General features: G+C 50.9%; 15 protein-coding genes and 1 other RNA gene. 14 read left to right on the forward strand and 2 right to left on the reverse strand.

Annotated elements, in window-relative coordinates; all coding sequences use genetic code 11:
* Positions 1–10 precede the first annotated feature (10 nt).
* Positions 11–1306 carry a tagatose-bisphosphate aldolase subunit KbaZ gene (kbaZ, locus tag GFC06_RS07375; RefSeq protein WP_072034049.1) on the reverse strand — a complete coding sequence of 432 codons (1296 nt, stop codon included), beginning with the start codon at positions 1304–1306 and terminating at the stop codon, positions 11–13.
* 249 nt (positions 1307–1555) lie between these two features.
* Between kbaZ and GFC06_RS07380 the strand changes: the two genes are divergently transcribed.
* Positions 1556–2365, forward strand: coding sequence for a DeoR family transcriptional regulator (locus tag GFC06_RS07380; protein WP_016157548.1), 810 nt, complete (start codon positions 1556–1558; stop codon positions 2363–2365).
* Positions 2366–2423: 58 nt separating this feature from the next.
* Here GFC06_RS07380 and garD read toward each other — a convergent pair whose 3' ends face one another.
* Positions 2424–3995 (reverse strand): galactarate dehydratase, encoded by a 1572-nt coding sequence (gene garD, locus GFC06_RS07385; protein WP_153689983.1) that lies wholly within the window; start codon positions 3993–3995, stop codon positions 2424–2426.
* Between the two features lie 403 nt (positions 3996–4398).
* Between garD and garP the strand changes: the two genes are divergently transcribed.
* From garP to GFC06_RS07450, 13 genes are all read left to right on the forward strand, one after another.
* Positions 4399–5733 carry a galactarate/glucarate/glycerate transporter GarP gene (garP, locus tag GFC06_RS07390; RefSeq protein WP_003024898.1) on the forward strand — a complete coding sequence of 445 codons (1335 nt, stop codon included), beginning with the start codon at positions 4399–4401 and terminating at the stop codon, positions 5731–5733.
* Positions 5734–5748: 15 nt separating this feature from the next.
* On the forward strand, positions 5749–6519 hold the full coding sequence (gene garL, locus GFC06_RS07395) for a 2-dehydro-3-deoxyglucarate aldolase (protein ID WP_005131731.1): 771 nt from the start codon (positions 5749–5751) through the stop codon (positions 6517–6519).
* 30 nt (positions 6520–6549) lie between these two features.
* Positions 6550–7440, forward strand: a complete 891-nt coding sequence (gene garR, locus GFC06_RS07400; protein ID WP_003840019.1) for a 2-hydroxy-3-oxopropionate reductase — start codon at positions 6550–6552, stop codon at positions 7438–7440.
* A gap of 65 nt (positions 7441–7505) precedes the next feature.
* Positions 7506–8651 (forward strand): glycerate 2-kinase, encoded by a 1146-nt coding sequence (gene garK / locus GFC06_RS07405; protein ID WP_153689984.1) that lies wholly within the window; start codon positions 7506–7508, stop codon positions 8649–8651.
* Between the two features lie 32 nt (positions 8652–8683).
* An RNA gene (gene rnpB, locus GFC06_RS07410) (RNase P RNA component class A) lies at positions 8684–9060 on the forward strand.
* Between the two features lie 1083 nt (positions 9061–10143).
* Entirely contained in the window at positions 10144–11082 is a 939-nt protein-coding gene (tdcA, locus tag GFC06_RS07415; RefSeq protein ID WP_003828596.1) for a transcriptional regulator TdcA, read from the forward strand.
* A 98-nt stretch (positions 11083–11180) separates the two neighbouring features.
* Positions 11181–12170, forward strand: a complete 990-nt coding sequence (tdcB, locus tag GFC06_RS07420) for a bifunctional threonine ammonia-lyase/L-serine ammonia-lyase TdcB (RefSeq protein ID WP_003828594.1) — start codon at positions 11181–11183, stop codon at positions 12168–12170.
* 22 nt (positions 12171–12192) lie between these two features.
* A complete protein-coding gene (gene tdcC, locus GFC06_RS07425; protein WP_153689985.1) occupies positions 12193–13524 on the forward strand; it encodes a threonine/serine transporter TdcC in 1332 nt (443 codons plus the stop codon).
* Between the two features lie 31 nt (positions 13525–13555).
* A complete protein-coding gene (gene tdcD / locus GFC06_RS07430; protein ID WP_016154632.1) occupies positions 13556–14764 on the forward strand; it encodes a propionate kinase in 1209 nt (402 codons plus the stop codon).
* 28 nt (positions 14765–14792) lie between these two features.
* Positions 14793–17087, forward strand: coding sequence for a formate C-acetyltransferase (pflB, locus tag GFC06_RS07435; RefSeq protein WP_016154631.1), 2295 nt, complete (start codon positions 14793–14795; stop codon positions 17085–17087).
* A gap of 13 nt (positions 17088–17100) precedes the next feature.
* Positions 17101–17496, forward strand: a complete 396-nt coding sequence (locus GFC06_RS07440) for an enamine/imine deaminase (protein WP_016157544.1) — start codon at positions 17101–17103, stop codon at positions 17494–17496.
* An 87-nt stretch (positions 17497–17583) separates the two neighbouring features.
* Positions 17584–18948: an L-serine ammonia-lyase gene (gene tdcG, locus GFC06_RS07445; RefSeq protein ID WP_019077758.1), complete on the forward strand. Its 1365-nt coding sequence runs from the start codon at positions 17584–17586 to the stop codon at positions 18946–18948.
* A gap of 854 nt (positions 18949–19802) precedes the next feature.
* Positions 19803–21134, forward strand: a complete 1332-nt coding sequence (locus GFC06_RS07450; protein WP_047499651.1) for an SLC5/6 family protein — start codon at positions 19803–19805, stop codon at positions 21132–21134.
* Position 21135 lies beyond the last annotated feature (1 nt).

Here is a 21135-nt window from a genome sequence, read left to right on the forward strand (position 1 = left end):
CTCTTTTTTGTTATTCGTTACGATCTGAAGCACCCAGGCAGGCGCAGTGATATTGCTGCAGTATGTCCTGAATATGGTTAATGATGAGTTCTCGCGGTGTGGCGCTGAGATCTCCCCCGCGCACTTTTACGTACTGCAAGGGTAAATACTGGCTAATTAGCGGCAGTGGAATGGGGTCATCCGCCAGATTACGCACCAGACGTTCGAATGCTTCATCAATCTGGTTGTCCGGCCAGTAGTAACGAACCCGATCGGAGTAGCTATATCCGCGTGCCAAACGGCGCGCGTTGCCATCGCCGTGATAGTGGCTCTGCCAGTATTCTGGTCGATCAAGCATCACGCTTTCCAGCACATGTCGCAGGCCTGAACTGGCTTTTGCTGGCAGCAATTCTTCTTCAATAGCGGCTAACGAAAACAGTGCTTCACGTAGGGCGAAGGTCAGCGCGGGTCCCACTTTCAGAATGGCGAAGTGATCTATCACCAGTTGGCGCAAGGACTGTGGCGTTTGGTAATCGGTAGAATGCGCTTCAAAAACCAGCGTGTCGTAGTCTTCCACCATTTTGCTGAGTGCCACAGCTTTCTGCGGTTGATAATCAATGATGTGTGTGTGGTCGAATTCAACGCCAGGTTGTACCACCAGGGCGATAATACGTGGCCAGATACCTTCCAGCCCGCGTTTTTCAAAGGCGTGATAATGGGCCTGTAACGTTGCACGTGCGGCATCCGGCGTTGTTACCGCCAGTTCGGTTAACGCTTCGTGTGCGCCACCAGGAACCGGAACTTCTGTGCCGATCACATAGACCAGGTCAGACTCACCAAAATGTGCCATACAGGTTTCTTCGGCTACTTTTGCCAGGCGTGCGGCGCGCTCGGCGACGATTTCATCAGTCAGGGGAACCGGGTCGTTAGTACACGACATGCTGCAATCGAGGTGGATCTTTTTAAAGCCTGCGGCGACATAGCTCTTGATCAGATCGTCAGCGTTGGCCATTGCCTCTTCTGCTGGCAGATTTTGCCAACGGTTTGGCCCAAGATGGTCCCCGCCGAAAATCAGCATATCCTGAGAAAAATTAAGCGAGTCGGCTAAACGGCAGACAAAACTGCGAAAATCGGCTGGTGTCATACCCGTATAGCCGCCAAACTGGTCAACCTGATTAGAGGTTGCTTCGATCAACAGCGGTGTATGATTGGCATGGGCGTAGCGTATTGCGGCTTCCAGTACGATTGGATGTGCGGAACAAACGGCATAAATCCCGTTTGCCTTCCCCCATTTATGCTGCTCGACCATTTTAGTTAGATGTTTCACTTTCCTCTCCAGGTCAGGTAACTACGACATCATTCTTTCGTTTTGTTTCATTTAATACTGCATCATGGTGATATAAAAATAAAACGAAAGATAATAGTTTTCCGATCTGTTTCACAAAAGAAACGCAATGAAAGGTTTCAGCGTAAGTCTGTCTGGCTCTTACCCGTTTACGGGGCTTGCATTCACGTAAAAGAAAGGCGTTAATAGACAAAACGAAATAAAACGAAAGATTCAACTAAAGGATTTCATATGAGTAACACCGAGTCCTCGGCAGACAAGCGCGTTATCGGTACTAGCGAAAGACGTGAGCAGATCATCCAGCGATTACGGCAGCAGGGAAGCGTTCAGGTTAACGATCTTTCTTTATTTTTTGGCGTCTCCACGGTCACTATTCGTAACGACCTCGCCTTTCTGGAAAAACAGGGGATTGCGGTACGCGCCTATGGTGGAGCGCTGATTTGCGAAAGCAATGCGCTTGTTGTGGAGCCTTCTGTTGAAGATAAGAGCTCACTCAATACGGCGGTAAAACGTAGTATTGCCAGAGCCGCCGCGGAGTTGATCAAACCGGGGCACCGCGTGATTCTCGACTCCGGTACCACGACGTATGAAATTGCCCGCCTGATGCGCCAGCAAACCAACGTCATTGCTATGACCAACGGTATGAATGTCGCCAATGCGTTACTGGAAGCCGAAGGGGTTGAGCTGCTGATGACCGGCGGCCATTTGCGTCGTCAGTCGCAATCATTTTATGGCGATCAGGCAGAGCAATCGCTACAAAATTATCACTTCGACATGCTGTTTCTTGGCGTTGATGCCATCGATTTAGAGCGTGGTGTTAGCACACACAACGAAGATGAAGCGCGTCTCAACCGTCGGATGTGTGAAGTGGCTGAGCGTATCATTGTCGTTACTGACTCGACGAAGTTTAACCGCTCCAGCCTGCATAAGATCATTGATACCCAGCGGATTGATATGATTATTGTTGATGAAGGTATTCCAGAGGATAGTCTGGAAGGTTTACGTAAACATGGGATTGAGGTTGTTCTGGTGAGTATCTGATAAAAAGTCGGGAAGTTTGCGAACTCCCCGACCTGTAATCGAATTTAGCTTTCAGGAATCAGGTCACTGGCGCCGGGTTAAACACCGCCAGTTGGTTATGCAGTCCCCATTGATCCGAGAAGGTTTTCTTACGCCCACTGGCGACGTCGAGAATAAACTCGAACAGTTTCAGACCCACGTCTTCAATGGTTTCTTCCCCGGTGGCGATGGTGCCTGCGTTGATGTCCATCAGGTCAAACCAACGGTTGGCCAGCTCGGTTCGGGTCGCCATTTTTATCACCGGCACGGCCATCAGGCCATACGGCGTACCGCGACCGGTGGTGAACACCTGCACGGTGATCCCGGAAGCGACCTGCTGCGTACCGCAGACAAAATCACTGGCGGGTGTAGCCGCGTAAATCAGGCCGCGTTTGGTTGGGCGTTGACCCGGCGACAAGACTTCGACAATCGCGCTCTTGCCAGACTTGGCAATAGAACCCAGCGCTTTTTCCACCACGTTTGCCAGACCGCCTTTCTTGTTGCCTGGAGAAGGGTTGGCGCTGCGATCCGTTTTGCCCATATCAAGGTAGTTATCGTACCAGGCCATCTCTTCAAGCAGGCGTTTACCTACTTCTTCGTTAATCGCACGTGGGGTCAGAAGATGGATGGCATCGCGCACTTCGGTAACCTCAGAGAACATTACGGTGGCGCCGCAGCGTACTAACAGGTCGGAGGCATAACCGACCGCCGGGTTGGCCGTCACGCCTGAAAACGCATCGCTGCCGCCGCACTGCATGCCGACCACCAGTTCTGACGCCGGGCAGGTCTCACGCTGGCGTTGATTGAGTTTTGCCAGATGGCGTTCGGCCACCTGCAAAATATCGGCAACCATCGATTGAAAGCCAACGTGTTTTTCATCCTGCAGGCTGACGATGCTGGCGCTGCCGACCGGAATACTTTTCACATCGTGCGTGCCTTCCAGCAGGCGCTCTGGCTGAAGTTTTTCGCAGCCGAGGCCAATGACCATCACTTCACCGCCAAAGTTCGGGTTTAGCGCAATATTGTGAATGGTACGAATCGGCACGATGGCGGCTGGGGCATTAATCGCCACGCCGCAGCCGTACAGATGATTGAGTCCGACCACGCCGTCAACGTTCGGGTATTTTGGCAGCAGATCGCGCTCAATGATTTTCACCACATAATCCACCACGCCCGCCACGCAGTGCACACTGGTGGAAATACCGAGCAGATTCTTGGTGCCGACACTACCGTCTGCATTGCGATAACCTTCGAAGGTGTAACCTTCAAGAGGCGGCAGCGGTTCTGGCACTTTGGTTGCCAGCGGCAGCGTCTCCAGCGGCGGGGCCTTGGGTAGCTCAACCATTGATTCATCAATCCAACTGCCGCGTGGGATATCGCGAACGGCATAGCCTATCACTTCGCCATAACGCACGATTTCGCCGCGAACAGGAATATCCAGGAGCGCCACTTTATGTCCCTGGGGAATATGTTCAATGAGTTCCAGTCCGTCTGGAAAACGCGTCCTAGCTTTCAGACCATTGTCATTGACAATTATCGCCACATTATCTGTTTCGTGAACTTTAATATAAAACGCCGTTGGCGATTCTTGTCTGATTTCGATGTCGGCCATTGTCCAGTATTCTCCAACAAGGTGGTGATAATAGTGTGGATATTTATATTTTGAATCTAATTATAAGTAATAAAGATTCGGTATCGTGAAATAAGAATGTCAGGAGTTTATCACCAAGAATGTGATGATGATCACTTAAACTTAGCAAGGCCGCCCCACCAGGGGTAGCAATACGTAAATGTGTGCATTAGCGCCCATGCATGTGTGCATATGCCCAAAACATTATTTTAATAACGCATGTTTAATGAGCGCTTGCACAATGATTAACGTTGCGCTGCTGATTATACTAAATCACGGTTTCATAGCGTCTGATAAATTATTATGCGTTCTTATTATCAGTAATTTATCACCAGGAATATCTACCCAATAATAATAAAAATTTAATGTACCCGAGGTAATTAGAATGATTCTGGATACAGTTGTCGAGAAAAAGAAAGGCACGCACACCCGTTACTTAATATTGCTGATAATATTTATCGTTACAGCCGTTAACTATGCGGACCGTGCAACGCTGTCAATTGCCGGCACGGAAGTGGCGAAAGAGTTACAGCTCAGTGCCATCTCAATGGGGTACATTTTCTCCGCTTTCGGCTGGGCTTACCTGTTAATGCAAATCCCCGGCGGCTGGCTGCTGGATAAGTTCGGTTCAAAGAAAGTCTATACCTACAGCCTGTTCTTCTGGTCGCTGTTTACCTTCCTGCAGGGCTTTGTAGACATGTTCCCGCTGGCCTGGGCGGGTATTTCAATGTTCATCATGCGCTTTATGCTGGGCTTCTCGGAAGCGCCGTCCTTCCCGGCGAATGCCCGTATCGTGGCGGCCTGGTTCCCGACGAAAGAGCGCGGTACGGCGTCCGCAATTTTTAACTCCGCACAGTATTTCTCTCTGGCGCTGTTTTCGCCGCTGCTGGGCTGGCTGACCTTCGCCTGGGGCTGGGAACACGTCTTTACCGTGATGGGCGTGATTGGTTTTGTGCTCACCGGACTGTGGGTAAAGTTTATTCATAACCCAACCGATCACCCGCGTATGTCGCAAGAAGAGCTGAAGTTTATCTCTGAAAACGGCGCAGTCGTGGATATGGACCATAAAAAGCCGGGGGATGTGAAGTCAGGCGGTCCTAAACTGCATTATATCAAGCAGTTGCTCACTAACCGTATGATGCTCGGCGTGTTTTTCGGACAGTATTTTATCAACACAATTACCTGGTTTTTCCTCACCTGGTTCCCGATTTACCTGGTACAGGAAAAAGGCATGTCGATCCTGAAAGTGGGCCTGGTGGCTTCGATCCCTGCGCTGTGCGGATTTGCCGGTGGCGTACTCGGCGGCGTGTTCTCTGATTATCTGATTAAACGTGGCTTCAGCATCACTCTGGCACGTAAGCTGCCGATTGTGCTCGGAATGCTGCTCGCCTCGACCATTATTCTGTGTAACTACACCGATAACACCACCCTGGTGGTGGCGCTGATGGCGCTGGCGTTCTTCGGTAAAGGCTTCGGGGCGCTGGGATGGCCGGTGATTTCCGATACTGCGCCGAAAGAGATTGTCGGTCTGTGCGGTGGGGTATTTAACGTATTTGGCAATGTGGCTTCCATCGTCACCCCGCTGGTGATTGGGTATCTGGTGAGCGAGCTGCACTCATTTAATGCTGCGCTGATGTTTGTAGGGTGTTCGGCGCTGATGGCAATGGTTTGCTACCTGTTTATTGTCGGTGACATTAAACGTATGGAATTGCAGAAATAAACAAAGGTGTAAGCGATGAATAACACGATTTTTCCGAATAAGTTTAAAGCGGCTCTCGCGGCGCAACAGATTCAGATTGGCTGCTGGTCTGCATTAGCCAGCCCAATCAGTACCGAAGTTTTAGGCCTGGCGGGTTTTGACTGGCTGGTGCTGGACGGCGAACACGCGCCGAACGACATATCGACGTTTATCCCGCAATTGATGGCGCTGAAAGGCAGCGCCAGCGCGCCGGTAGTGCGCGTACCGACCAACGAGCCGGTAATTATCAAACGCCTGCTGGATATCGGATTTTACAACTTCCTGATTCCGTTCGTGGAGACGGAAGAAGAGGCGGTGAACGCCGTGGCGTCGACCCGCTATCCGCCGGAAGGTATTCGCGGCGTGTCCGTATCCCATCGCGCCAATATGTTTGGCACCGTACCGGACTACTTTGCGCAGTCGAATAAGAACATCACCATCATCGTGCAGATCGAAAGTCAGCAGGGCGTCGATAACGTTGACGCAATCGCGGCGACAGAAGGCGTCGACGGGGTCTTCGTCGGCCCAAGCGATCTGGCTGCGGCGTTAGGCCACCTCGGCAATGCGTCACACCCTGATGTGCAGAAAGCTATCCAGCATATTTTTGCCCGCGCGAAAGCACACGGCAAACCAAGCGGCATTCTGGCCCCGGTAGAGGCGGATGCGCGTCGTTATCTGGAGTGGGGCGCGACGTTTGTTGCCGTTGGCAGCGATCTTGGCGTGTTCCGTTCAGCCACGCAAAAATTGGCTGATTCTTTTAAGAAATAACCCCCCTCGACAGTAGAGAGAGATAAAGACATGACAATGAAAGTTGGTTTTATTGGCCTCGGTATTATGGGTAAACCAATGAGTAAAAACCTCCTCAAGGCAGGTTACTCGCTGGTGGTTGCTGACCGTAACCCGGAATCCATTGCGGAAGTGATTGCCGCAGGCGCAGAAACCGCCGCCACGGCGAAAGATATTGCCGAGCAGTGCGATGTGATCATCACCATGCTGCCGAATTCTCCGCATGTGAAAGAAGTGGCGCTGGGAGAGGGCGGCATTATTGAAGGGGCGAAACCGGGGACAGTGCTGATCGACATGAGCTCCATCGCGCCGTTAGCCAGCCGTGAAATCAGCGACGCGCTGAAAGCGAAAGGCGTGGATATGCTGGACGCGCCGGTAAGCGGCGGCGAACCGAAAGCCATCGACGGTACTCTGTCGGTGATGGTTGGCGGTGATAAAGCGATTTTTGACAAATATTACGATCTGCTGAAGGCGATGGCAGGTTCCGTGGTACATACCGGTGACATCGGCGCGGGTAACGTCACCAAGCTGGCGAATCAGGTGATTGTGGCGCTGAACATTGCGGCGATGTCCGAAGCGCTGACGCTGGCGACCAAAGCGGGCGTAAACCCGGATCTGGTGTATCAGGCGATCCGTGGTGGGCTGGCGGGAAGCACCGTACTGGATGCGAAAGCGCCGATGGTTATGGACAGAAACTTTAAGCCGGGTTTCCGTATCGACCTGCATATTAAAGATCTGGCGAACGCGCTGGATACCTCTCATGGCGTTGGCGCTCAGTTACCGCTGACTGCTGCAGTCATGGAGATGATGCAGGCGCTACGCGCTGATGGGCTGGGCACCGCCGATCATAGCGCACTCGCATGCTACTACGAAAAACTGGCGAAAGTGGAAGTCACTCGCTAACAAGAAGGGCGCGGATGCGCGCCCTGTATTTCTTGCCTTGCGCGGCACTGTCAGGCTACATAACTATGAAAATCGTAATTGCCCCAGACTCTTATAAAGAAAGCCTTTCTGCCACCGAGGTAGCTCAGGCAATAGAAAAAGGATTTCGGGAAATTTTCCCCGATGCGCAATATGTTTCTGTCCCGGTTGCCGATGGCGGTGAAGGAACGGTCGAAGCCATGATTGCCGCTACGCAGGGGAGTGAACATTCAGCGTGGGTGACAGGGCCGCTGGGCGAAAAAGTGAATGCCTGCTGGGGCATGTCTGGAGATGGTAAAACCGCGTTTATCGAAATGGCGGCAGCCAGCGGTCTGGCGTTGGTTCCACCTGAAAAGCGTAACCCGTTAGTCACCACGTCGCGCGGCACCGGGGAGTTGATTTTGCAGGCGCTGGATAGCGGTGCGCATAGCATCATTATTGGTATTGGCGGCAGTGCGACCAACGACGGCGGCGCGGGTATGGTGCAGGCGCTGGGGGCGAAACTCTGCGACGCCAACGGGACAGAGATTGGCAACGGTGGTGGAAGCCTGGAGAGTCTGAACACCATCGATATAACGGGCCTGGATCCGCGCTTAAAAACCTGCTCAATTCGCGTGGCCTGCGATGTGACTAATCCACTCACCGGTGATACTGGCGCTTCGCGCATTTTTGGCCCGCAGAAAGGGGCGACGGAAGAACGCATTATCGAACTGGACCGCAATCTGTCTCACTATGCCGACATCATTAAAAAATCGCTGCGGGTTGATGTGAAAGACGTTCCTGGCTCTGGTGCGGCAGGCGGAATGGGCGCCGCGTTAATGGCTTTTTTAGGTGCGGAGTTGCGCAGTGGTATTGAGATTGTGACCCAGGCGCTCAATCTGGAAGAGCATATTCATGACTGTACGCTGGTGGTGACCGGAGAAGGGCGGATTGACAGCCAGAGCATTCACGGCAAAGTGCCGGTGGGTGTGGCGAATGTCGCGAAGAAGTACCACAAGCCGGTAATTGGTATTGGCGGTAGCCTGACGCGCGATGTGGAGGTGGTGCATCAATATGGTATCGATGCGGTGTTTAGCGTATTAACCACCATCAGCACGCTGGAAGAGGCCTTTCGTGGGGCATTTGATAATATTTATCGCGCTTCAAGAAACATCGCCGCCACGTTGGCGATAGGAATGCGCAGTGCGGGGTGACAATGCCCCGCAAACCCTCTATACTTCGCGCCGAAGCTGACCAGACAGTCGCCGCTTCGTCGTCGTCCTCTTCGGGGGAGACGGGCGGAGGGGAGGAAAGTCCGGGCTCCATAGGGCAGGGTGCCAGGTAACGCCTGGGGGGGAAACCCACGACCAGTGCAACAGAGAGCAAACCGCCGATGGCCCACGCAAGTGGGATCAGGTAAGGGTGAAAGGGTGCGGTAAGAGCGCACCGCGCGGCTGGTAACAGTCCGTGGCACGGTAAACTCCACCCGGAGCAAGGCCAAATAGGGGTTCACAAGGTACGGCCCGTACTGAACCCGGGTAGGCTGCTTGAGCCAGTGAGCGATTGCTGGCCTAGATGAATGACTGTCCACGACAGAACCCGGCTTATCGGTCAGCTTCACCTCTTTATAAAACCCCGCTTCGGCGGGGTTTTTGCTTTGTAGGCAGACTGTCCACGACGCTATACTCAAAAGAACGCGGCTTATCGGTCAGCTTCACTCTTTATAAAACCCCGCTTCGGCGGGGTTTTTGCTTTGTAGGCAGACTGTCCACGACGATATGCTCAAAAGAACGCGGCTTATCGGTCAGCTTCACTCTTTATAAAACCCCGCTTCGGCGGGGTTTTTGCTTTGTAGGCAGACTGTCCACGACGCTATACTCAAAAGAACGCGGCTTATCGGTCAGCTTCACCTCTTTATAAAAAACCGCTTCGGCGAGGTTTTTTGCTTTATAGACCGGATAAGACGTTTACACTGCCATCCGGCAGACGTTTTTCCTGTCGTGTTGTAGTTGGTTCACCACGGATCTGGCCTTTATTTCCCATTCATCTCATCGTTATTTGACCTTTATTTACGCACTGAACTTCTTTTATCTAAGGGAATGTCTTGCGGGATATTTCCTTTTTTGTGATGACCAGCACAAAACGCTGCGCGATACGTTTTTATCGAGAATAATCGAACGCAATCGATCGCCATCACAAAATTACTGGCTGATAAATCGTACAAAACTACTGTTAATGCAATGTTGCATTTGATGGTTCTTTGTATGTTTTGGTTTAAATATTAATAAATGCAATGTTTCTTTACAAACAAATAAGGCTAAAAAACGTGATGCATAACGTTATTTGACCACTATAAACGATAAAATATAATTATATTTGATAAGTTGCTTATTAAATTTAAGCGCTGTTTTGCCTGGTAATTACTCTGTAATTGATTGAAATATAGCCTTTCGTGGTTTTAAGAAATAGCAGGAGAAATGGTGTTGTTATAGCCATAAAAAATCGTTATCCCCCCATCTTTTTTTGATTAAAGTCAGGATAAAGTGAGATCGGTATTTCATATCTATATGATTATTAAGTGATTTCAATTTAAATAATAGTCTTACAAAATGTAAGTCAAGGGGATTTGTGAGTGGTAGCACATATCCTCGTTCGCTTAATTTGGTACACTTCCTGCCGTCAACAAAGTAATTAGCGCAGGTCGATATGAATACTATTACACTCCCTAAAACACAGCACTTAGTGGTCTTTCAGGAAGTCATTAGAAGCGGTTCTATCGGCTCAGCTGCAAAAGAATTAGGTTTAACTCAACCGGCTGTCAGCAAAATCATTAATGATGTAGAAGCTTATTTCGGTATTGAGTTAGTCGTACGCAAAAATACTGGTGTGACATTAACTCAGGCAGGTCAGGTTATGCTCTCATGGTCTGAATCTATTACCCGTGAAATGAAGAACATGGTTGATGAGATGAACAGCATGACGAGCAATGCGGTCGTTGATGTGTCGTTTGGCTTTCCTTCACTGATTGCCTTCACCATCATGTCCGGCATGATTAAAAAATTCAAAGAAGTGTTCCCGAAAGCGCAGGTTTCCATGTATGAAGCTCAGCTCTCCTCGTTCTTACCTGCGATTCGTGACGGGCGTCTGGACTTCGCGATCGGTACGCTGAGTGATGAGATGAAACTGCACGATCTGCATGTTGAACCGCTCTTTGAGTCAGACTTCATCCTGGTTGCCAGCAAGTCCCGAACATGCACCGGCATCACCTCGCTGAGCGCGTTGAAAAACGAACAGTGGGTGTTGCCACAAACGAATATGGGGTACTACAGTGAACTTCTAACCACGTTACAAAATAATGGCATCAGCAGTGAAAACATCGTTAAAACAGACTCCGTCGTTACGATTTATAATCTTGTTCTCAATGCTGATTTCTTAACAGTAATTCCCTGCGATATGACCACACCATTTGGCTCAAACCAGTTTATTACTATCCCGGTAGAAGAAACCTTACCCGTCGCGCGTTATGCCGCCGTATGGTCGAAAAATTATCGAATTAAAAAAGCAGCATCTATTTTGGTGGAATTAGCCAAAGAGTATTCATCATATAATTGTCGGAGACGAAGGCAATTAATTGAAATTGATTAAAGATTGAATTTGTTTTAACACGAAATCAACGCCATCTGTCTATTTCTGACAATGGTCACGGCTATCTATTTACTTTAATACCCTAGTAAGAGGTTCTAATGCACATTACATACGATCTCCCAGTTGCAATTGAAGATATCCTCGAAGCGAAAAAAAGACTGGCGGGGAAAATTTATAAAACGGGAATGCCTCGCTCTAACTATTTTAGTGAACGTTGCAAAGGGGAAATTTTCCTCAAGTTTGAAAATATGCAGCGTACCGGTTCATTTAAAATCCGTGGCGCGTTTAACAAGCTCAGTTCATTAACCGAAGCTGAAAGATGTAAGGGCGTGGTGGCTTGCTCTGCAGGTAACCATGCGCAAGGGGTTTCTCTCTCCTGCGCCATGCTCGGAATCGACGGCAAAGTGGTCATGCCGAAAGGCGCGCCGAAGTCTAAAGTTGCTGCAACCTGCGATTATTCCGCAGAGGTTGTGCTGCACGGCGACAACTTCAACGACACCATCGCTAAGGTTAGCGAGATTGTGGAAACTGAAGGCCGTATCTTTATTCCACCCTATGATGACCCGAAAGTGATTGCTGGTCAGGGCACTATTGGTCTGGAAATTCTGGAAGATCTGTACGATGTCGATAACGTGATTGTGCCAATTGGCGGTGGCGGACTGATTGCTGGTATTGCAGTGGCAATTAAATCTATTAACCCGACTATTAAAATTATTGGCGTACAGTCTGAAAATGTTCATGGCATGGCGGCTTCTTTCCACGCTGGAGAAATAACCACGCACCGAACGACCGGCACCCTGGCGGATGGTTGTGACGTTTCCCGCCCGGGTACTTTAACGTATGAAATTGTTCGTGAGCTGGTGGATGACATTGTCCTGGTCAGCGAAGATGAAATTCGCAACAGCATGGTGGCATTAATTCAGCGAAATAAAGTTGTGACTGAAGGTGCCGGCGCGCTGGCTTGCGCAGCATTATTAAGCGGGAAATTAGATAGCTATATCCAGAACAGAAAAACAGTCAGCATTATTTCTGGCGGTAATATCGACCTTTCTCGTGTATCTCAAATTACTGGTTTAGTTGACGCTTAATATACTTCGTTGAGGATAGGATATGAGTACTACTGATAGCATTGTATCCAGCCAGACAAAACAGTCGTCCTGGCGCAAATCGGACACCACCTGGACACTGGGTTTATTTGGTACAGCCATCGGCGCCGGGGTGCTGTTCTTCCCTATCCGCGCAGGTTTTGGCGGACTGATCCCCATTCTGATAATGCTGGTGTTAGCATACCCCATCGCCTTCTATTGCCACCGTGCGCTGGCACGCCTGTGTCTTTCCGGTTCTAACCCTTCCGGTAACATCACAGAAACGGTTGAAGAGCACTTTGGTAAAACGGGCGGCGTGGTTATCACGTTCCTCTACTTCTTTGCGATTTGTCCGCTGCTGTGGATTTATGGCGTCACCATTACCAACACCTTTATGACCTTTTGGGAAAACCAGTTGCAGATGCCAGCGTTAAACCGTGGCTTCGTGGCACTGTTCCTGCTGCTGCTGATGGCATTCGTCATCTGGTTTGGTAAGGATCTGATGGTTAAAGTGATGAGCTACCTGGTATGGCCGTTTATTGCCAGCCTGGTGCTGATCTCTCTGTCTCTGATTCCTTACTGGAACTCTGCGGTTATCGATCAGGTTGATCTCAGCAATATCGCTCTGACTGGCCATGACGGCATCCTGGTTACCGTGTGGCTGGGTATTTCCATCATGGTGTTCTCTTTCAACTTCTCACCTATCGTTTCTTCCTTCGTGGTCTCTAAACGTGAAGAGTATGAGAAAGATTACGGTCGCGAATTTACCGAGCAGAAATGTTCAAAAATCATCTCCCGCGCCAGTATGCTGATGGTTGCCGTGGTGATGTTCTTTGCCTTTAGCTGCCTGTTCACGCTCTCTCCGGCAAACATGGCGGATGCGAAAGCGCAGAACATTCCAGTACTGTCTTACCTGGCGAACCACTTCGCTTCACTGTCCGGTTCGAAGTCCACCTTCGCGACCGTTCTGGAGTACGGCGCTTCAATCATCGCACTGGTTGCTATCTTCAAATCTTTCTTCGGCCACTACCTGGGCACGCTGGAAGGTCTGAACGGTCTGGTGCTGAAGTTTGGTTACAAAGGCGATAAAACTAAGGTTTCCGTCGGCAAACTTAACACCATCAGCATGATCTTCATCATGGGCTCCACCTGGGTTGTGGCTTACGCCAACCCGAACATCCTGGACCTGATTGAAGCAATGGGCGCGCCGATTATTGCCTCTCTGCTCTGCCTGCTGCCGATGTATGCCATCCGTAAAGCGCCGTCACTGGCGAAATACCGTGGCCGTCTGGATAACGTGTTTGTTACCGTGATTGGTCTGCTGACTATCCTGAACATTGTCTACAAACTGTTTTAATCCTTAAGCTCAGGATGAGCGGAGTAGTGAAATGAATGAGTTTCCGGTAGTACTGGTTATTAACTGTGGTTCGTCTTCCATTAAATTCTCAGTGCTGGATGCAGCGAACTGTGAAGTTTTAATGGCGGGAATCGCGGACGGTATTAACTCTGAAAATGCGTTCATAGCAATTAATGGAGGAGAGCCAGCTAAGCTGGCTCACCACAGCTACGAAGACGCATTAAAAGCAATCGCCGTTGAACTGGAAAAACGTAATTTAATGGACAGCGTGGCCTTAATTGGCCACCGCATTGCCCACGGTGGAAATATCTTTACCGAATCAGCAATTATTACTGACGACGTTATCGATAATATTCGCCGGGTATCACCTTTAGCACCGTTACATAATTATGCGAACCTCAGTGGGATTGAATCCGCACAGCACCTTTTCCCAGGCGTGCAGCAGGTTGCGGTATTTGATACCAGCTTCCACCAGACGATGGCCCCAGAGGCCTATCTTTACGGTCTACCGTGGAAATATTTTGAGGAGTTAGGCGTTCGTCGTTATGGCTTCCACGGCACGTCGCACCGCTATGTATCTCAGCGAGCGCATGAGCTTCTTGAGCTGCAGAGTGATGACTCCGGTCTGGTTGTGGCTCACCTGGGGAACGGCGCGTCAATCTGCGCGGTGCGTAACGGGCAGAGCGTTGATACCTCAATGGGCATGACGCCGTTGGAAGGACTGATGATGGGCACACGCAGCGGTGACGTCGATTTCGGCGCCATGGCGTGGATTGCCAGCGAAACCAACCAGACGCTGAGCGACCTTGAGCGCGTTGTGAATAAAGAGTCCGGTTTACTGGGTATTTCCGGTTTGTCCTCTGACTTACGTACGTTAGAAAAAGCCTGGCACGAGGGACATGAGCGTGCGCAGTTGGCGATTAAAACGTTTGTGCATCGTATCGCGCGCCATATCGCCGGACATGCCGCTTCGCTGCATCGTCTTGATGGGATTATTTTCACCGGTGGAATAGGTGAGAACTCGGTATTAATTCGTCGTCTGGTTATCGAGCATCTCGCCGTTTTAGGGGTGAATATCGACAGCGAGATGAATAGCCTGCCAAATTCCCATGGCGAAAGAATTATCTCTAATAAAGATGCTCGTGTTATTTGTGCGGTTATTCCCACAAATGAAGAGAAAATGATTGCGCGTGATGCCATTGCGTTAGGCAAAATTAATATACCAGTAGAATTTGCATAATTAATTTTCAGCAGAGAGATTATTTTTCATGAAGGTAAATATCGATACCAGCGATATGCTGTATGCCGAAGCCTGGAATGGCTTTAAAGGTACGGACTGGAAAGAAGAAATTAATGTCCGTGATTTTATTCAGCACAACTATACGCCTTATGAAGGGGATGAATCTTTCCTCGCCGAAGCAACGCCAGCGACCACTGCATTGTGGGAAAAAGTCATGGCGGGCATCCGTATTGAAAACTCGACGCACGCGCCGGTTGATTTCGATACCAATATTGCCACCACGATAACCGCACATGATGCGGGTTATATTGAACAAGAACTGGAAAAAATCGTCGGTCTGCAAACGGATAAGCCGCTCAAGCGCGCTCTGCATCCGTTTGGCGGCATCAACATGATCAAAAGCTCTTTTGATGCTTATGGTCGTGAGATGGATGCTGATTTTGAATACCAGTTTACTGAACTGCGTAAAACCCATAACCAGGGCGTATTCGACGCCTACTCTCCGGATATGCTGCGCTGCCGTAAATCCGGCGTGCTGACCGGTCTGCCGGATGGCTATGGCCGTGGTCGTATCATCGGCGACTATCGCCGCGTCGCGCTGTACGGTATCCGCTACCTGGTACGCGAGCGTGAACTGCAGTTTGCCGATCTCCAGTCGAACCTGGAGTGGGGCCAGAATCTTGAAGCCACGATTCGCCTGCGCGAAGAGCTGTCTGAGCACCGTCGCGCCCTGCTACAGATGCAGGAAATGGCAGCGAAGTACGGCTGCGATATCTCCCGCCCGGCGCGTAATGCGCAGGAAGCGGTGCAGTGGGTTTACTTTGCTTACCTGGCTGCGGTGAAATCTCAGAACGGCGGCGCAATGTCGCTGGGCCGTACCGCATCGTTCCTCGACATCTACATTGAGCGCGATTTCAAAGCGGGAATTTTAAACGAGCAGCAGGCGCAGGAGCTGATCGACCACTTCATTATGAAGATCCGTATGGTGCGCTTCCTGCGTACGCCGGAATTCGACACCCTGTTCTCAGGCGACCCTATCTGGGCGACTGAAGTTATCGGCGGCATGGGGCTGGATGGCCGCACGCTGGTGACGAAAAACTCGTTCCGCTACCTGCATACGCTGCACACCATGGGACCGGCGCCTGAGCCGAACCTGACGGTGCTGTGGTCTGAAGCGCTGCCGATTGCCTTCAAAAAGTACGCCGCCCAGGTGTCTATCATCACCTCGTCTTTGCAGTATGAAAACGACGATTTGATGCGTGCCGACTTTGACAGCGATGACTATGCCATTGCCTGCTGCGTAAGCCCGATGGTTATCGGCAAACAAATGCAGTTCTTCGGTGCGCGTGCCAACCTCGCCAAAACGTTGCTGTACGCAATCAACGGCGGCGTGGATGAGAAGCTGAAAATTCAGGTTGGGCCGAAAACGGCACCGCTGATGGATGACGTGCTGGATTACGATACGGTGATGGAGAGCCTGGACCACTTTATGGACTGGCTGGCCGTGCAGTACATCAGCGCGCTGAACATCATCCACTATATGCACGACAAGTACAGCTATGAAGCTTCGCTGATGGCGCTACACGATCGTGATGTCTATCGCACGATGGCTTGTGGTATGGCGGGTCTGTCCGTGGCGGCGGATTCTCTGTCGGCTATCAAATACGCCCGCGTGAAACCGATTCGTGATGAAAACGGTCTGGCTGTCGATTTCGAAATCGAAGGCGACTATCCGCAATACGGCAACAACGACGAGCGAGTAGACAGCATTGCCTGCGACTTGGTTGAACGTTTCATGAAGAAAATTAAGGTGTTGCCAACCTACCGTAACGCGGTGCCGACGCAGTCCATCCTGACCATCACCTCCAACGTGGTGTACGGACAGAAAACCGGTAACACACCGGACGGACGTCGGGCAGGTACGCCGTTTGCACCAGGGGCTAACCCGATGCACGGCCGCGATCGTAAAGGCGCGGTTGCGTCGTTAACCTCGGTGGCCAAACTGCCGTTTACCTATGCCAAAGACGGTATCTCGTACACCTTCTCCATTGTGCCGGCTGCACTGGGCAAAGAAGATGGGGTGCGTAAAACCAACCTGGTTGGTCTGCTGGACGGTTACTTCCACCACGAAGCGCATGTGGAAGGTGGGCAGCATCTGAACGTTAACGTTATGAACCGTGAAATGTTGATGGATGCCATTGAGCACCCGGAAAATTATCCGAACCTGACGATCCGCGTGTCTGGCTATGCGGTGCGCTTCAACGCGTTGACCCGTGAACAGCAGCAGGATGTTATTTCACGTACTTTCACCCAGGCGCTCTGACGCCGGAGGGATTATGAGAAAAGTTATTGCAACCGAATGTGCGCCAGGGGCGATTGGGCCTTACGTACAGGGGGTGGATCTGGGCAGCATGGTGTTGACGTCAGGTCAAATCCCGGTGTGTCCACAGACCGGTGAAGTGGCAGAAAACGTGGCCGATCAGGCACGTCAAAGCCTGGAAAACGTGAAAGCGATCGTCGAGTCCGCAGGTTTGAAAGTGAGCGATATCGTGAAGACTACCGTTTTCGTATCCGACCTGAACGACTTCGCCACCATTAACCAGGTGTACCAGCAGTTCTTTGATGAGCATCAGGCTATCTACCCCACGCGCAGTTGCGTACAGGTCGCCCGCTTACCAAAGGATGTGAAGCTGGAGATTGAAGCCATCGCCGTACGTGGCGATACGCTGTAATCCCTTGCGGGGCGATCTCAGGATCGCCCCAATCCTTAATGAGTGTGAAACCTGGTCTTCACTGAACGGCAATCCGAGGGTGTGGATATGATTAGCGCATTCGATATTTTCAAGATTGGCATTGGACCTTCCAGCTCCCATACCGTGGGGCCAATGAACGCAGGTAAAAGCTTTATCGATCTGTTGGTCAGCAGCGGCGAACTCCCCAGAACCACGCATATTGTGGTCGATCTTTACGGATCGCTTTCCCTGACCGGGAAAGGTCATGCGACAGATGTCGCGATCATGATGGGGCTGGCCGGTAACAGTCCGCAAAACGTTAATATAGACTCAATCGCTGGTTTTACTCAGGAAGTGGCCCGTACCGGACGTTTGCCGGTTGCTGAGGGCACGCATGTTGTCGATTTCTCTCCAGATGAAAATATCCTCTTTCATACCGAAACGCTGCCACGCCATGAAAATGGCATGCGTATCACCGCGTGGAACGGCACCGAGAGGCTATTAAGCAAAACCTATTACTCCGTCGGCGGTGGTTTTATCATTGAAGAGGAGCAATTTGGGCAGGTGCATGATGTTGAAGCACACGTGCCCTACAATTTTCATTCCGCCAGCGAACTGCTGAAACTGTGCGAGCGCAATGGGCTGTCTGTTTCCGGCTTGATGATGCAAAACGAGCTGGCGATGCGCAGCAAAGAGGAAATCGATGCTGGCTTTGCCGCCATTTGGGACGTCATGCACGCCGGGATTGAGCGCGGCATGAACACCGAAGGCGTCCTGCCGGGGCCGCTTAACGTTCCGCGTCGCGCCGTGGCGTTACGCCGGTTGCTGGTTTCCAGCGATAATCTTTCCAGCGACCCGATGAACGTTATTGACTGGATCAACATGTTCGCGCTGGCCGTGAGCGAAGAAAACGCCGCCGGGTGCCGGGTTGTGACGGCGCCGACCAACGGTGCATGTGGGATTATTCCCGCCGTATTGGCCTATTACGACAAGTTCCGCCGTCCGGTGAATGCGAACTCCATTGCCCGCTATTTGCTGGCCGCGGGGGCGATAGGCGCGCTGTATAAGATGAACGCCTCTATTTCTGGTGCTGAGGTGGGCTGCCAGGGTGAGATTGGCGTAGCCTGTTCAATGGCGGCTGCCGGTCTGACAGAACTGCTGGGCGGTAGCCCGTCGCAGGTCTGCATTGCAGCGGAAATCGCCATGGAGCATAACCTGGGGCTGACCTGCGATCCGGTAGCCGGACAGGTGCAAATACCGTGCATTGAACGTAATGCGATCAACGCAGTAAAAGCCGTCAACGCCGCGCGCATGGCGCTACGTCGAACGTCAGAACCACGCGTTTCGCTCGATAAAGTGATCGAGACCATGTATGAAACGGGCAAAGATATGAACGACAAATACCGTGAAACCTCACGCGGTGGGCTGGCAATTAAAGTGGTTTGTACCTGAGGTAAAAGCCGTGCCTGGTCAGCGCAGCGCTATTCAGCAATAAATTAATCAATATGACCTGATAAAAAAGGTGCACGTTAGTGCGTAATGCTTGTCAGTTAACGAGGATGAGTGGCCGTAGCGATAATGGAAAGTGGCACATACGGAGGTAATGAATCTGTTGCCTCCGGCGTATTGCTACGTTCACCTTATGTTTGTCACTTATCTGAGACAATACGAGCTGTGAACGTGTTAAGGGTACTATCGCCGTACCCTTAACAATCCCGGCTCCCGGCGGGAAAATTGCCGCTCCGCGTTCCCCTCCGTTTATTCCTCCAGGCTACCGGGCCGGGCGCGAGGTAGCGTCCCTGCAAAACGCGCCCTGAACCCGCATCCCTGCGGGTTCTCCCGGCCTTACGGAAACACGTCGGCAATTTTCAGCCGGACCAGCCCACACCTGACCCCCTGCGTTTTTTATCTGAACAGCAAAACAGAGTTAACTGGAAGTCAGTGCACCGTGCACGTTCACGGGTATCTGCGTTTCAGAAAAGTGATACCACTGAGGTGAACGGAACCCTGAGCCGAAATCACATGTTCTCCATAATGCTTAACTGACTGGTATTACATGTTAGTGCGCCTTTTTTGTTGTGATCTGCTTCAAATATAGAAATTAAATTCTTTATATGGAAATAAAAGAGAAAATATTTCTTAACTTTTAGAAATTACAGGGGTTTGTTTGTGAAGTTTTTCTCTGATCCTGCGCGTATGATTTCCTCATTACTCCAATAGCTCACCTGCACCGTAGTACTGCGTATCGCATTGAGGCAGTACGAAAAAAATATAAAAACCTCTACCTACACATTGAGCGGAAAATTATGGAAACGGCAACGAATAACAGCGTAATACTCGACGCATCTGCTCCGGCACGTCGGGCGGGAATGACCGAAAGCGAATGGCGCGAAGCCATTAAATTCGACAGCATGGACACCGGCTGGGTCATTATGAGTATCGGTATGGCAATTGGTGCGGGGATTGTTTTTCTTCCCGTCCAGGTGGGTTTGATGGGGCTGTGGGTGTTTTTGCTCTCCTCTATCATCGGCTACCCAGCCATGTATCTGTTCCAGCGTCTGTTTATTAATACGCTGGCTGAGTCCCCAGAGTGTAAAGACTACCCGAGCGTGATCAGCGGCTATCTGGGTAAGAACTGGGGCATCCTGTTAGGTGCGTTGTATTTTGTGATGCTGGTTATCTGGATGTTCGTCTATTCCACCGCCATCACCAACGATAGCGCCTCCTACCTGCATACTTTTGGCGTTACTGAAGGTTTACTGTCCGACAGCCCGTTCTATGGCCTGGTGCTGATTTGCATCCTGGTGGCTATCTCGTCCCGCGGGGAAAAACTGCTGTTTAAAATCTCCACCGGTATGGTACTGACCAAGCTGCTGGTGGTGGCGGCGCTTGGCGTGTCGATGGTTGGGATGTGGCATTTATATAACGTAGGTTCACTGCCGCCGATGGCACTGTTGATCAAAAACGCGATTATCACGCTGCCGTTTACCCTGACCTCGATTCTGTTTATTCAGACCTTAAGCCCGATGGTTATCTCCTATCGTTCTCGCAATAAATCCATTGAAGTGGCACGCCATAAAGCCCTGCGAGCCATGAATATTGCGTTCGGTATTCTGTTTGTGACCGTCTTTTTCTACGCCGTTTCCTTCACGCTGGCGATGGGCCATGACGAAGCGGTTAAAGCTTATGAGCAGAACATTTCCGCTCTGGCGATTGCCGCGCAGTTTATCAGCGGCGCGGGTGCTGGCTGGGTGAAAATCGTCAGCGTTATTCTGAACATCTTTGCCGTAATGACCGCTTTCTTCGGCGTTTACTTAGGGTTCCGTGAAGCCACTCAAGGGATCGTGATGAACGTGCTGCGCCGCAAAATGCCAGCCGAGAAAATCAATGAGACCCTGGTTCAGCGCGGCATTATGGTTTTCGCTATCCTGCTGGCGTGGGGAGCCATTGTGCTCAATGCGCCGGTACTGAGCTTCACTTCTATTTGTAGCCCTATCTTCGGCATGGTGGGATGTCTGATCCCGGCCTGGCTGGTCTACAAAGTTCCTGCACTGCACAAATACAAAGGCGCTTCCCTGTATCTGATTATTATCACGGGCCTGCTGCTGTGCGTTTCTCCGTTCCTGGCATTTTCCTGAG

The organism is Citrobacter braakii (genome assembly GCF_009648935.1).
Lineage (GTDB): Bacteria > Pseudomonadota > Gammaproteobacteria > Enterobacterales > Enterobacteriaceae > Citrobacter > Citrobacter braakii.